This is a genomic window from Aliidiomarina sp., from assembly GCF_047920995.1.
GTDB lineage: Bacteria > Pseudomonadota > Gammaproteobacteria > Enterobacterales > Alteromonadaceae > Aliidiomarina.
The window spans coordinates 1-13,660 of sequence record NZ_JBLRWZ010000015.1; the positions used below are offsets into that span (position 1 = coordinate 1).

12 protein-coding genes are annotated in these 13,660 nt (G+C 46.1%); 4 read left to right on the forward strand and 8 right to left on the reverse strand.

Going from position 1 to position 13,660, the window contains the following annotated elements; translation table 11 throughout:
* Positions 1 to 199: 199 nt before the first annotated feature.
* The 4 genes from pssA to rluD form a co-directional block, all read right to left on the reverse strand.
* Positions 200 to 1,072: a CDP-diacylglycerol--serine O-phosphatidyltransferase gene (gene pssA, locus ACNA7P_RS05585; protein ID WP_416257631.1), complete on the reverse strand. Its 873-nt coding sequence runs from the start codon at positions 1,070 to 1,072 to the stop codon at positions 200 to 202.
* A 115-nt stretch (positions 1,073 to 1,187) separates the two neighbouring features.
* The gene (gene clpB, locus ACNA7P_RS05590) at positions 1,188 to 3,761 is read right to left on the reverse strand and encodes an ATP-dependent chaperone ClpB (RefSeq protein WP_416257632.1); all 2,574 of its coding nucleotides are present in this window, start codon (positions 3,759 to 3,761) and stop codon (positions 1,188 to 1,190) included.
* 150 nt (positions 3,762 to 3,911) lie between these two features.
* A complete protein-coding gene (gene pgeF / locus ACNA7P_RS05595) occupies positions 3,912 to 4,643 on the reverse strand; it encodes a peptidoglycan editing factor PgeF (protein ID WP_416257633.1) in 732 nt (243 codons plus the stop codon).
* A complete protein-coding gene (gene rluD / locus ACNA7P_RS05600; protein WP_416257634.1) occupies positions 4,640 to 5,611 on the reverse strand; it encodes a 23S rRNA pseudouridine(1911/1915/1917) synthase RluD in 972 nt (323 codons plus the stop codon). Before rluD ends, pgeF begins: the two co-directional genes overlap by 4 nt.
* 223 nt (positions 5,612 to 5,834) lie before the next feature.
* On the opposite strand from rluD, the gene ACNA7P_RS05605 reads away from it, so the two are divergent.
* The gene (locus ACNA7P_RS05605; protein ID WP_416257635.1) at positions 5,835 to 6,560 is read left to right on the forward strand and encodes an outer membrane protein assembly factor BamD; all 726 of its coding nucleotides are present in this window, start codon (positions 5,835 to 5,837) and stop codon (positions 6,558 to 6,560) included.
* Between the two features lie 43 nt (positions 6,561 to 6,603).
* Here the strand turns inward: ACNA7P_RS05605 and glnB are convergent, their stop codons facing one another.
* The 4 genes from glnB to ACNA7P_RS05625 all read right to left on the reverse strand — a co-directional run bounded on the left by glnB (position 6,604) and on the right by ACNA7P_RS05625 (position 9,857).
* Entirely contained in the window at positions 6,604 to 6,942 is a 339-nt protein-coding gene (gene glnB / locus ACNA7P_RS05610) for a nitrogen regulatory protein P-II (RefSeq protein ID WP_416257636.1), read from the reverse strand.
* Positions 6,943 to 7,001: 59 nt separating this feature from the next.
* Positions 7,002 to 8,618, reverse strand: coding sequence for an NAD+ synthase (locus ACNA7P_RS05615; protein ID WP_416257637.1), 1,617 nt, complete (start codon positions 8,616 to 8,618; stop codon positions 7,002 to 7,004).
* A 78-nt stretch (positions 8,619 to 8,696) separates the two neighbouring features.
* The gene (locus ACNA7P_RS05620) at positions 8,697 to 9,221 is read right to left on the reverse strand and encodes a DUF1285 domain-containing protein (RefSeq protein WP_416257638.1); all 525 of its coding nucleotides are present in this window, start codon (positions 9,219 to 9,221) and stop codon (positions 8,697 to 8,699) included.
* 30 nt (positions 9,222 to 9,251) lie between these two features.
* On the reverse strand, positions 9,252 to 9,857 hold the full coding sequence (locus ACNA7P_RS05625; protein WP_416257639.1) for a LuxR C-terminal-related transcriptional regulator: 606 nt from the start codon (positions 9,855 to 9,857) through the stop codon (positions 9,252 to 9,254).
* 463 nt (positions 9,858 to 10,320) lie between these two features.
* Here ACNA7P_RS05625 and ACNA7P_RS05630 point away from each other — a divergent pair, with 463 nt between their 5' ends.
* The 3 genes from ACNA7P_RS05630 to pdxH are packed head-to-tail and all read left to right on the forward strand — an operon-like array spanning position 10,321 to position 13,643.
* On the forward strand, positions 10,321 to 11,976 hold the full coding sequence (locus ACNA7P_RS05630) for an amidohydrolase (protein ID WP_416257674.1): 1,656 nt from the start codon (positions 10,321 to 10,323) through the stop codon (positions 11,974 to 11,976).
* A gap of 33 nt (positions 11,977 to 12,009) precedes the next feature.
* On the forward strand, positions 12,010 to 12,972 hold the full coding sequence (locus ACNA7P_RS05635) for a DUF3369 domain-containing protein (protein ID WP_416257640.1): 963 nt from the start codon (positions 12,010 to 12,012) through the stop codon (positions 12,970 to 12,972).
* A 20-nt stretch (positions 12,973 to 12,992) separates the two neighbouring features.
* On the forward strand, positions 12,993 to 13,643 hold the full coding sequence (gene pdxH, locus ACNA7P_RS05640; protein WP_416257641.1) for a pyridoxamine 5'-phosphate oxidase: 651 nt from the start codon (positions 12,993 to 12,995) through the stop codon (positions 13,641 to 13,643).
* Positions 13,644 to 13,660 lie beyond the last annotated feature (17 nt).

Consider the following 13,660-nt stretch of genomic DNA (forward strand, 5'->3'; position numbering starts at 1 on the left):
TTAAGCTTTCATCAATATCAGTGTGAAACAACAACAAAGACGCGTTTTTTTGACAATATTATAACAAGTAAGGGCCCTTATCTTAATGATAAGAGCCCTCATATAGGTTTAACTCAAGCGTGCTTATTGCATAATTATCGGCGGTTCAGATGTGAATTTAAAGAAACCCCGAAAAATTACTTAGCTTAAAGAAGCTTAGTTAATCATTTGGTGCATCGTTACGCTTTGCTTCTGCTTTCTTATTTGTATCCGTTTCGGAAGCACCTTCTTTTGCCGGTGCATCATCTTGTTGCTTAACAGAAGAAGTGGCGGAGTTCGGTTCACACTCTTCTTTCTGATCACCCAAGATATGTTCGAGCCTTAGCTTGTTCACATTTTTGATGGTCATCACTGGGCCCGAAACAGCGTACGCGGTGAAAATCAGGAACAGCACCAACGCTGGTTCAGTAGCAACCACTACGAAAACAAGCACTACTAAGAGAATAACTAAGAAGTTTACTTTGCCGCGCCAATCAACATCTTTAAATGAATGATATTTAAAGTTGCTCACCATTAATAGGCCACAAGCAATAGTGAAGAACACAACGATCAAGCTAACATTCTCGGGATCAATGTCGTACTTCGCACCAACCCATACCAAACCTGCAACAATTGCCGCAGCACTTGGAATAGCTAAACCTTGGAAATAGCGTGTATCTGAAGAACCGTGTGCGGTATTAAAGCGGGCCAAACGCAGGGCGCCGCCGGCTACAAAGATAAAGGCTGCCAACCAACCTAATTTACCCACATCATGTAACGCCCAATTATAGGCTACCAACGCAGGTGCAATACCAAACGAAACGATATCAGCCATGCTGTCATATTCTGCACCGAATTCACTTTGCGTATTTGTTAAACGGGCAACACGACCATCTAAGCCATCGAATACCATAGCCACAAAGATTGCTATTGCAGCAAGTTCAAAACTACCGTTCATAGACGCAACTATGGCGTAAAAGCCGGAGAATAAGCCAGCGGTAGTGAGAAGATTTGGTAATAAGTAGATACCACGATGTTTACTTTGATCTGGCATAAGCCTTCCTATAATTGCTGCAAAACTAATGATTACTTAGTGTTACAGCATACCACAGGTAGCTATGCAAATGACAAGCGCCACTATTTAGTGGCGCTTGTTAAGAGTGGTTATCTTACTGAGTTATAACTAAATCATGCTCACCCAAAGTAACCTTTACCGGCTTACCTGGTAGCAATTTACCCGCCAGAATTTGCTGGGCAAGCGGATTCTCAAGCTCTGTTTGAATCGCTCGTTTTAGTGGGCGGGCGCCAAACACCGGATCGAAGCCAACTTTGGCCAAGTGCTCAATTGCCTCTTCACTCACTTCCAGTTGATAATCGCGCTCACTTAAGCGCGCTAACAGGCGCTCCAGCTGAATACGAGCGATTCGAGTAAGGTGTTGATCTGCTAGCGGGTGGAATACCACAGTTTCATCTATTCGATTCAAAAACTCTGGCCGGAACGCACCACTTAATACATCACCTAACATCGCTTTCATTTCATCATAATCAACCTCACCGGCATGCTCCTGAATAAGGTGCGAACCCAAGTTTGAGGTCATGATAATTACTGTGTTACGGAAATCTACCGTACGCCCCTGGCCATCGGTTAACCGGCCATCATCTAGCACTTGCAACAGAATGTTAAACACATCCGGATGCGCTTTCTCTACCTCATCCAACAGAATTACTGAGTATGGCCGACGCCGCACTGCTTCCGTTAAGTAACCGCCTTCTTCATACCCTACATATCCAGGAGGCGCACCAACTAAGCGGGAAACGCTATGTTTTTCCATAAACTCCGACATGTCGATGCGTACCATCGCGTTGTCAGAATCAAACATAAAACGCGCAAGTGCTTTGCAAAGCTCGGTTTTACCAACCCCAGTTGGCCCAAGAAATAGGAACGAACCAATTGGCCGATCAGGGTCGCTCAAGCCAGCTCGAGAACGGCGAATAGCATTAGCAACCGCCACCACAGCTTCATGCTGCCCTACTACACGCTGATGCAGGTTTTCTTCCATTTTCAGCAATTTATCACGCTCACCTTCAAGCATACGTGCCACCGGAATACCGGTCCAACGCGAAAGCACTTCGGCAATCTCTTCATCGGTAACGCGATTTCGTAACAACGTCATGTCCTGTATATCCGCATTCAACGCTAATTCTAGTTTGCGCTCGAGATCAGGAATCTTGCCATACTGCAATTCAGCCATGCGATTGAGATCCCGCGCTCGGTTAGCGGCCTCTAAATCAATACGCGCTTGATCAAGTTGTTCTTTAATATGTTGATGCCCTTGCACCGCTAGCTTTTCAGTATTCCAAACGGTTTCTAATTCGGCATAGCTACCCTCTAGCTCTTGCAATTCGCTTTCCAGCGTTTCTAAGCGTTTCTTACTCGCATCATCCTTTTCTTTCGCTAGCGCCTGCTGCTCTATTTTCAGCTGAATAATTCGGCGCTCCAAGCGATCCAATTCTTCCGGCTTGGAATCCATTTGCATACGAATACTAGATGCCGCCTCATCAATTAAATCGATCGCTTTGTCTGGTAACTGGCGATCACTAATGTAGCGATTAGATAATGATGCGGCAGCCACAATCGCTGGATCGGTAATCTCCACTGAGTGATGCAACTCATATTTCTCTTTCAAGCCACGCAAAATCGCAATGGTATCTTCTACTGAAGGCTCATCTACCAGCACTTTCTGGAACCGTCGTTCAAGCGCTGCATCTTTCTCAATATACTGCCGATATTCATCTAAGGTGGTTGCACCAACGCAGTGCAATTCACCGCGAGCCAACGCTGGTTTCAGCATATTGCCTGCGTCCATGGCACCTTCTGCTTTACCGGCACCCACCATAGTATGCAGTTCATCAATGAAGAGAATTACCTGCCCTTCTTCTTGCTGCAGTTCATTTAATACTGCTTTCAAACGCTCTTCAAATTCACCACGGTATTTAGCACCGGCCAGTAACGCACCAAGATCAAGCGAAAGCACGCGCTTGTTCTTCAAGCCCTCAGGCACTTCGCCATTAATAATACGTTGAGCCAAACCTTCAACAATCGCTGTTTTACCAACACCAGGTTCGCCTATTAATACTGGGTTGTTCTTAGTTCGCCGCTGTAATACTTGAATCGCCCGGCGAATTTCTTCATCACGGCCAATTACAGGATCAAGCTTGCCTTGCTCTGCTCGCTCAGTTAAATCAATTGTGTACTTCTGCAACGCTTGCCGTTGCTCTTCTGCATTTTGGTCGTCCACAGCTTGTCCTTTACGAATATCGTTAATTGCCTTCTCTACTTGCTCTTTCTGTACACCACTGTGTTTTAGCAACTCGCCAAGCTTGCCTTTATCTTCACAGGCGGCAAGCACAAACAGTTCGCTAGAGATAAAGCTATCTTTGCGCTTCTGCGAATATTTATCGCACAGGTTTAATAAGTTCGCGGTATCGCGCGATATTTGCACATCACCGCCAGTACCTTGAACTTGCGCAAAGGTTTCCAGAATTTTACTCAGCTCAGTGCGGAAGGTAGCGATATTCACTCCCAACTGCTGCAACAACGGCCGCACCGCACCGCCTTCTTGGTTAAGCAGTGCAATCATAAGATGCACTGGCTCAATAAACTGATGATCATGGCCAAGTGCTAATGATTGCGATTCAGCAATTGCTGATTGAAATTTGCTAGTAAATTTATCCATCCGCATAGTTCACCTCGTGGAGAGCAGAAACATTATCTATATGGAATGAATATGGGTGTATTTTGCCCAATATCAAGGGCGATAAGGAAAATTTGTAAACTTTTATTTACGGAAGGTGTTATTCGGGAGGCTATAGTACTTACAAAATAAACGCGGTTAACGCCAGATCAGAGTGGCCATACGCCCTGTTGCGCCATCGCGACGATAGGAGAAATAATTATCGGCTTGCGTGAAAGTGCATTCACCTCCACCAAATATGGAGTTTACCCCATGAGAATTCAATTCCTTGCTGGCAATTTTATAAATATCAGCAAAGTATTTGCCATGCTTGGGTTTAAACGCGATATCTAGATCAGCATTCAATGTAAGCATTGCGGTGCGCACATCTTCACCCACCTCAAAGGCTTTAGGCCCAATGGCTGGGCCGAGCCATGCATGAATTTCAGTACGGGGCGCCAAGAACTCTTGTAATGTTCTAGCAATGATGTTGCTAGCAATACTGCGCCAGCCACAATGAACTGCAGCAATTTCGCTGCCATCAGCACTGGCAAGTAATAAGGGTAAGCAATCTGCGGTCATGATAGCGAGCACAACGTTCTTGGCGTTGGTATATGCGGCATCAGCCTCGGGTGTATCAACACAACCGTTAGCACTTACCTTTAATACCCGATTGCCATGCACTTGCTGCAACCAACAGGGCTGAGCGGGTAAATCTAGATATTCAGCAAGGCGCTGCCGGTTAGTAAGCACCGCTGATGCTAGATCATTTACATGGGTGCCAAGATTTAAACTGGTGTAAGGTGCAACACTAACGCCACCATCGCGATGGCTGCTAAATGCATGCACTTTATTTGCAACAGGCCAATCTGGCCGCAACCCAGTAATCATTCGCTACTTCCGTGCTCCCGTAAATCCTGCCGCAATGCTCGTAAAAGTTCTTGCATATCTGCTGGTATCGGTGCTTCCCATTCCATTTGCTCGCCGGTAGCCGGATGCTTTAACGCTAAGCGAACCGCATGTAATGCCTGCCGATCAAAACCACGCAATAAGGCAATAAATGCTTCACTTGCTTCGCGCGGTGGCCGCGGCCGGCCGCCATACTGCGGGTCACCCACGAGAGGGTAATTCAAATGTGCCATGTGCACGCGAATTTGGTGCGTACGGCCACTTTCTAAGCGCAAGCGTAATCGCGTATGCGCCCGAAAGCGTTCCGCAACTCGATAGTGGGTGATTGCCGGTTTGCCGGAGCGCGTTACTGCCATTAATGTGCGTTTGGTAGGATGCCGGCCAATCGGTGCTTCCACCGATCCACCCGCGGTCATTACACCGGTAGCTACCGCTTCGTATTCGCGGGTAATATTGCGCTCTTGCAACGCAGCTACCAAAGCAGTGTAACTAGGCAAGGTTTTCGCCACTACCATTAAGCCAGTGGTTTCTTTATCTAACCGATGCACAATTCCTGCGCGTGGCAGTTGCTCTAAGCTTGGGCAGTGGTGCAACAGCGCGTTCAATAATGTGCCATCTGGCGTTCCAGCACCCGGGTGCACAACTAGCCCCGCAGGCTTATCGAGAATCAACAGATGCTCGTCTTCGAACACAATATTCAAGGCAATATTTTGTGGTTCCGAAAAAACCTCTGGTTCCAAAGCAGCTTCAAGTACCACTTCTTGGCCAGTAATCACCTTTTCGCGGGGCTTGGTAACTACCGTGCCAGACACGGTTACACTGCCATCCTGAATCCAAGCCTTTAATCGCGAGCGCGAAAAATCTGGGAACATTTCTGCAAGAGCTTGGTCTAAACGTGAACCTAATAAATGGTCCGGAACTATGGCTGTTTGTTTTACGTAATCTGTCATAAAAATTGTGCTGTGCATCCCTTACTGTTGTTGTACGGCACGTTAGTATTGAACTCTAACTTACGAGTATGGCAGGTACCAACCTAGTGTAAGTATAGCCATCAGTTACGGCTGTGCATCATTGCATTAGTGCGTTACAATCATCAATTAGTGCCTAGTGTACTTCAGATGATGATAAACATCCCAGGGAATTCACGGAAAATTAAAAGAGATTGATTAAACCATGAGAGTAGTTTTTGCCTTCGCTATCTGTACAGTATTGTTTTTAAGTGGGTGTTCATCTCGTTCAAACGATGAAATTCAGCGCTCTGAGCTCGATAATTTATATGAATTATCACAAACCTATTTACAAGCTGGGCGCTTTGCTGATGCCGCAACTTTGCTTAGCCAAATCAATACGCGCTACCCGTTTGGAGCTTATGCTCAGCAAGTGCAGCTTGATTTGATTTATGCGCAATATAAAGTGGGGCGTGAAGATCAAGCCCTTACCGTAATCGATCGTTTCTTATCGTTAAACCCGAATCATGGCGACAATGATTATGTGCGTTACATGCGCGGATTAGTGCATTTACAAGCGGAGCGAGCATTTTTCCAAGACGCATTCGGCATTGATCGTAGCGATCGTAACCCTGTATATGCGGAACGTGCCTACGATGATTTCGCAGAATTAGTTCAGCGCCATCCCGACAGCAAATATGCTGCTGATGCTAGACAACGAATGGTGGCAATTCAATCGCGATTAGCACAGCATGAACTTGCTGCGGCTGAATACTACTTGCGCCGAGAAGCCTATATGGCTGCCGCGCGCCGTGGTGCTTATATCTTGGAGAACTTCCAAAGTACAGTGCAAGTACAACGTGCATTAGAAATCATGGTTACCGCTTACACTGAGCTTGGCCTTACGCAACAGGCTGATGATGCCCGTGCGGTTTTAGTTGCTAACTTCTAAAACTGCTACACAGGTTAAGAGTTCACTACAGTGAGGACGCAAATTAAATTGCGTCCTCATTTTCTTCACCGGTACGAATTCGTATCACGCGTTCTACAGCAGAAACAAAAATCTTCCCATCACCAATCTTACCTGTTTGTGCAGTTTCAATAATCGCTTCGATACAACGCTCTACGTCGTCATCTACTACCACTATTTCTAATTTCACCTTAGGTAAGAAATCAACCATATACTCGGCACCACGATATAACTCAGTATGCCCACGCTGCCTACCGAACCCTTTCACTTCAGATACCGTCATGCCCGCGATACCTACATCCGACAATGCCGCGCGAACATCATCTAACTTAAACGGTTTAATAATCGCTTCAATTTTCTTCATCTAGTAATTCCTTTCTACCTAAAGATTTTTCTTCTCTAGCAAACTAAGCATAGAACACATCACGTAATGGTTTTTACAAAGTGATTGGTAATTGGATAACGGCGATCTTTGTTAAAGTTCCGCCGCGTTACTTTCGGCCCCACCGCACCTTGTTTACGTTTATATTCATTGCGCTCAATTTTGCGAATAATGTCTTTCACTACATCTTCTGCATAGCCCGCTGCTACTATATCTGCAACCGATAAATCGCGCTCAACGTAGCCATCAATAATTTCATCTAACACATCATACGCTGGCAATGAATCTTGGTCTTTCTGATCAGGCGCCAGCTCTGCCGATGGAGGCCGAGTAATTACTCGTTCTGGAACCGCAGGGCTAAGAGTGTTTCGATATTCGCATAGCGCGTATACCAGTGTTTTCGGTAAATCTTTAATGGGGGCAAAGCCGCCGCACATATCACCATAAAGCGTGCAATAGCCTACCGCTAGCTCACTCTTATTACCTGTAGTTAACAGTAAACTGCCGTATTTATTTGAAAGTGCCATTAACAGCACACCTCTACAGCGGGCCTGCAAATTCTCCTCAGTAACATCTTGGGTGTTGTTACTGCCAAATAACGGGTTTAACGTGGTTAGAAAGCTATCTACCATCGGCTCAATTGGCACGATATCTAGCGAGTTACCTAACCATTCACTCTGCAACTTAGCGTCTGTAACACTAATATCCGCAGTATACCGATACGGCATCATTACGGCGCGTACGCGCTCAGGGCCTAGTGCGTCTGCCGCTAAGGCTAAGGTTAGCGCCGAATCGATACCACCCGATAAGCCCAGTAACACACTTGGAAAACCGTTTTTCTCTACATAATCGCGGAGGGCGAGCACCAACGCCGCATAGATACTAGCTTCGTTTTCAGGCACTACAGGCAATGGCTGTGCTTGTGGCTGTTTACCCACAAAATGCGCGGTTGTTACCGCTTCTTCGCAATGCGGCAAATGCACCGCCACCTCGCCATCGGCATCTAATACCACCGAGTTGCCATCAAATATCACTTCGTCTTGGCCACCCACCGTATTCACATACACCAACGGTAATTGGCTTTCGCGGCATCGGGCCGAAAGCACCTGCAAGCGTTGGGAATACTTATATTCTTCAAAAGGAGAGGCATTTACTGAAAGCAGAATTTGCGCGCCAGCTTCACGAGCAGCGCGGGCATGATCTGGTACCCACAAATCCTCGCAAATTAACAAGCCAATGCGATGTGAACCCAGTTGAAACACACAGGGTTTATCGCCAGGAGTAAAGTATCGTAGTTCATCAAACACGCCATAGTTTGGCAGCTGTTGCTTGTGATACCGGGCAATTTCTTGTTGGTTTGCATACACACTTACACAATTCCAAACCCGCTCACCATCAGTTTCTGGATAGCCCACCACAACGGCTACATTTTCTGTTGCCGCTTGTATTTCTGCTAACGCTTCGGCCACCGCTTGATACAAATCGGGCCGATATAGCAGATCTTCTGGCGGATACCCGGTTATCGCTAACTCGGGAAACACAATTAAATCAGAATCTTGCTGATCTCTGATTACAGCTAAGAGCTTATTTTTGTTATCGAGGATGGCGCCCACAGTTAGGTTTAATTGCGCGAGCGTGATCTTTAAAGGTGCCAACATTGCAGGTATCCAGTTAATCCAGGAAATAGGTAGCAGAATTTAACGAATAATATAGTAACGCTGCTGGCTGGGCAAATATCAGCGCTCCGCAAAAAAGAACCGTTCGCCACCGCTGGTAAGGTAATAACCGGGGGCTTCACCATTTTGCTCCGTATCAACTAACTCTGCCCATTGATAATAAACATTACGATGTACTCGCGCTAAAAACTGATCGCGAATTTGCATGGCGGGTAAATCATCTATTTGTAACAGAGGATGCTGAGCACTCAGCAAGTAGCGCTCGTCGATATTGGAGGTTACTTGGATAAACTTAACATTGTTGTGTTCTACAAATTGCCATTCGGTAATCACAAACGGCACATCGTCTACCTTAATTCGCACCTTTTCAGCTGGAGTAACCAAAAAGTATTCATCATCCTCTTGCTTTAATACGCTCGCGAAGAGCTTTACAAGGGGCATTCTACCAATCGGGGAATTCATATAATACCAACGCCCATCGGTACCGATACGAATATCGATATCGCCACAGAAAGGCGGGTTCCAGCTCTCTACCGGTGCTCGCTTGGGGTTTGCTAGGCTTTGCTGCAGCTTCGCCAGATCCATATCGCTCACCTCGTGAAGGGAATTAATCTATTAACTTTGCCGTAATAAGTACCATAAGGTTGCTTCAGTTCGGTTAGAAACCTTAATGGCTTTAAATATAGCAGAAAGGTGAACCCGAATCGTGCCTTCAGTAATACCCAGAATGTTGGCGATCTCTTTATTCGATAAGCCCTGAGCCAGCAATTGCATAATTTCCCGTTGCCGTGGCGAAAGCTTACGATCAGCTTCGCTTTGTTGGCGATACGGCATATCATCTGTAGGTAAGTACACTTTATTCTGTAATAAACCATGAATCGCCATTTTCACACTTTCAGCCGAAGCATCTTTGCGTAAATAGCTTTGCGCGCCTTGGGCTATACCCGTTTGAATATCTGCTGCGCTCCGCCGCCATGTAAACAACACAATATGCGATTTCGGTGCCAGAGATTGCAGGGTATTAGTAACAAAGCGGTGGTCTGCATCTGGCAGATCCAGCTCAGAAAAAATGAGATCATAAGTTTCACCAGATTCAATGTAGCCTCTAGCAACTTCCAAACTTGTTGCTTCATAGATAGCAATTGACCCAGGCTGACTAGTGAGCAGGTGAATCAATCCTGTTCGTGTTATGAACTGCGGATCAATAATCAAAATCTTCATAATTTCTGCGGCTCTCTTAGTTTATGCACTGCGAGAAAGAACAGCTATAGCAATGTTCAGGTGCAGTGAGTGTTTAACGTCCATGCTAGCTACAAACCTTAACAAATATATTAGTTAAGTGTTAGCGATCTTTACCTAAATCAAGATCATAAGTATAGATTATGAGATGAAATTCACTGAATCGCATATTTCTTATGTAATACAGCGAGTAAGATATGCCTTTAAAGTATTTGAAAACTCCTGTACTGCTGCTTGAAAATCAGTATATTAAAGGGATAAATCACAGCAACAACCATGGCTGCAGAAAAACAAAAATAGCCAGCCGTTAACTTTTTTCCAACACAAAAGGTTCATTATGCAACAGGTAGGTTCTGTACTGCAGTTTAATACACTGAAGGTACTCAGCTCGCAAGTGCGCAGCAACAAACTCACAATTCACCGCATGGCGATGCTAGTTGCCGCCATGTGTTCGCTCCTGTTGTTCAGTACAGTAAACGCTAGTGATCAGAAAGAAGCAGAAGCAACTGCCTTCCATAATTTCACTGGCTATACCTTCACTGGTTCTGCTGGCAATGATGCTCGTTTAATGAGCTTTGCGGTAATGGTGGTGCAGAACGGCAAAGTAGTAGCTACTGGCAACGAAGCCTTGCTGGATGAGTATGCGAATGCAAAGCGCGTAAACTTGATGGGTAGAACCGTGTTACCTGGTTTAATCGATGCCCATGGCCATATTCAAAGTTTAGGGGCAAACCTCTCTGTAGTAGATTTACGCGATACTCATAGCAAAGCGCAAGCGGTTGCTACGGTGGTGAATTATGCCGACCAAAATCAGCAACACGATTGGATTATTGGCCGTGGTTGGAACCAAGAGCTTTGGCCAGACCGCCGCTTCCCTACTCGCCAAGATTTAGATGAAGTAATTAGCGATCGGCCAGTATGGTTGGTGCGTGTTGATGCGCATGCCGGTTGGGCAAATTCAAAAGCATTGGAAATGGCCGGTATTACCGAGGATACAATTGATCCGCCGGGTGGCCAAATTGTTCGCGACGATAGCGGCAACGCCACTGGCTTATTAATCGATACCGCAATGGCGATGGTACAGCAAGCGTTACCAGTGGTAAGCGAAGAGCAAATTATAGCAGCAAACGAGTTAGCGTTTGAGCATTTACTAGCACTTGGTATTACGCAAGTGCACGATGCTGGGGTTGATGCGCGCGAGCTCGAGGTATTTAAAAATCTTGCAGAAGAACGCGCATTACCGCTGCGGGTAAATGCCATGATTGCTGCCAGCGAACCTACCTTAGTAAGTTTACTCAACGCAGGTACCTATCGTGATGATTACGATATGCTGCAAGTTAATAGCGTGAAAGTGTATGGCGATGGCGCCTTAGGTAGCCGTGGCGCTCGATTAATCGAGCCGTATAGCGACGATCCAGAGAATATTGGCCTGTTGATAACGCCAGCAGATCGTGTCCACGAAATTTTCCGCGCAGTGCACGGCAGTGGCTTCCAAATTAACTACCATGCGATTGGTGATTTCACCAATCGTTTGGCGTTAGATGCCTTTGCCAAGCTTGAGCAAACAGAAACCGATATGCGCCACCGTGTTGAGCACGCGCAAATTGTTACGTTAGAAGATATCCCGCGTTTTAAAGCCTTGAATATCATCCCTTCGATGCAGCCTACGCACGCTACTAGCGATATGAACATGGCGGAAGATCGGGTTGGCGCAGATCGAATTGCCGGTGCCTATGCATGGCGGAAGTTTTTAAACCAAGGCTCATTAATTGCAGCTGGCTCTGATTTTCCAGTAGAACTGGCAAACCCGTTTTATGGCATTCACGCCGCGGTTACCCGCCAAGATCGGCAAAATCAGCCTGTTGAGGGTTGGTATCCAGAGCAGCGCATGAGTGTGCAAGAGGCAATTCGCAGCTTCACCCTTGATGCCGCCTATGCGGGCCACCTAGATAACAGCACAGGAACCCTAGAAGCCGGCAAATGGGCTGATTTTATTGTTGTGGATCAAGACCCATTCCGTATCGATGTGAAAAACTTATGGCGAATTCGTGTAGAAGCAACCTTTGTTGCTGGTGAGCGGAAATATCGCCGCCCGATGTAATCAATACTGATTAATTCAAGCAAGGAACACTAAATGGCCGAGCAATTTTTATTCGCTGATGAACCTGCGGCTAATGAAGACAAGGATGTCATTAATCCATTTCATATTCTGATTGTGGATGACGATGAAGAAATTCACGTGATCACCAAAATGGCGCTAGCTGATTTTCAGCTAGATCAACGGCCACTAGCCTTTCATTCCGCATATTCCGCGGCGGAAGCTCAGGCAATGCTGCAGCAGCGTGATGATTTCGCTTTAATGCTGCTAGATGTGGTAATGGAATCTGACCATGCTGGGCTCGATGTAGCCCGCTGGACCCGCGAAATACTGAAAAATAAACTAATCCGCATCGTGCTGCGCACTGGTCAGCCAGGGCAAGCTCCGGAAGAAGAAGTAATCGCCAAATATGATATCGACGATTACAAAGAAAAAACCGAGCTTACCTACCGCAAGTTAATGACCTTAATGTACTCCAGCTTGCGCGCATTCCGTGATTTACAGGCCATTGAAAACTATAAATCAGGCCTTGAGCGGATTATTAAGGCATCGGCAGAAATATTCTCTGCCCAATCGGTAACTAAGCTGAGCCAGGGTATTTTAGAGCAACTGGTAGCACTACTTACCCGCACGCAATCGGCGGCATACTTTAAATTAAGCCCAAATGGATTCACGGCCAGCTCAGAAGATAATCAACCAGCGCATATTATTGCCGCTACCGGTGAGTACAAGCAGCGCATTGGCGAAGTATTGCAGCAATCTGATGGCCAGCGAATTCTAGAAGAATTGCGCAGCCGTGATGAATCAGTAACCTATTATATCGATAACGATACCTACTATGGGTTGTATCAAACATCACAGAAACAATGTTATTTATTATTTATTAAAGGGATTGGGGAACTCAGCGAAACAGATAAACATTTGTTGAGCTTATTTATGAACAATACCGCGATTGCATTCGAGCACGCGGTTATGTTGCAAGATAATGTTGCAAAGTAATGTAGCAAAATAAGGTTACTATGAGTATTGAACACATCCGCCGCGATTATACGCAAAAAACGCTTGCCCGCAGTAACATGCAGAACAACCCTATGCTGCAATTTCAAGAATGGTTTGATACCACGTTAAGCAGCGATTGCGGCACAGATCCTACGGCAATGGTACTGGCCACCTGCGCCGATAATAAACCTACCCAGCGCATTGTGCTGTTAAAAGGTTTTTCGGAAAATGGCTTTATTTTTTACACTAACTACAACAGCGTGAAAGGCCAGCAACTACAGGCGAATCCAAACTGTAGTATCCACTTTGCTTGGCTACCACAAGAGCGGCAGATTCATATCGAAGGCGTTGCTGAAAAATTAACTGAGGCTGAAAATACTACTTACTTTCAATCTCGGCCACGGGCTAGCCAGCTTGGCGCTTGGGCTTCCAGCCAAAGCCAGCCGATTGCGAGCCGCATCGAGCTGGATCAGCAATTGGCTGATATTGAAAGCCGTTTTGCCGACCAAGATACATTGCCCTTGCCGCCATTTTGGGGGGGCTTTCGCATTATTCCCAACAGTATCGAGTTTTGGCAAGGCCGCAGCGGGCGGTTGCACGATCGATTCCGCTATCAACGCCAAGCCACTGAACAAGGCTCAGAATGGAATTTAGAGCGGTTGCAGCCCTAACCGCTGTTGCCGCCATC

Bases quoted from the DNA above. Each gene is read 5' to 3' on its own strand.
- pssA (WP_416257631.1), bottom strand. From the start codon at position 1,072: ATGCCAGATCAAAGTAAACATCGTGGTATCTACTTATTACCAAATCTT.
- clpB (WP_416257632.1), bottom strand. From the start codon at position 3,761: ATGCGGATGGATAAATTTACTAGCAAATTTCAATCAGCAATTGCTGAA.
- pgeF (WP_416257633.1), bottom strand. From the start codon at position 4,643: ATGATTACTGGGTTGCGGCCAGATTGGCCTGTTGCAAATAAAGTGCAT.
- rluD (WP_416257634.1), bottom strand. From the start codon at position 5,611: ATGACAGATTACGTAAAACAAACAGCCATAGTTCCGGACCATTTATTA.
- ACNA7P_RS05605 (WP_416257635.1), top strand. From the start codon at position 5,835: ATGAGAGTAGTTTTTGCCTTCGCTATCTGTACAGTATTGTTTTTAAGT.
- glnB (WP_416257636.1), bottom strand. From the start codon at position 6,942: ATGAAGAAAATTGAAGCGATTATTAAACCGTTTAAGTTAGATGATGTT.
- ACNA7P_RS05615 (WP_416257637.1), bottom strand. From the start codon at position 8,618: ATGTTGGCACCTTTAAAGATCACGCTCGCGCAATTAAACCTAACTGTG.
- ACNA7P_RS05620 (WP_416257638.1), bottom strand. From the start codon at position 9,221: ATGGATCTGGCGAAGCTGCAGCAAAGCCTAGCAAACCCCAAGCGAGCA.
- ACNA7P_RS05625 (WP_416257639.1), bottom strand. From the start codon at position 9,857: ATGAAGATTTTGATTATTGATCCGCAGTTCATAACACGAACAGGATTG.
- ACNA7P_RS05630 (WP_416257674.1), top strand. From the start codon at position 10,321: ATGTGTTCGCTCCTGTTGTTCAGTACAGTAAACGCTAGTGATCAGAAA.
- ACNA7P_RS05635 (WP_416257640.1), top strand. From the start codon at position 12,010: ATGGCCGAGCAATTTTTATTCGCTGATGAACCTGCGGCTAATGAAGAC.
- pdxH (WP_416257641.1), top strand. From the start codon at position 12,993: ATGAGTATTGAACACATCCGCCGCGATTATACGCAAAAAACGCTTGCC.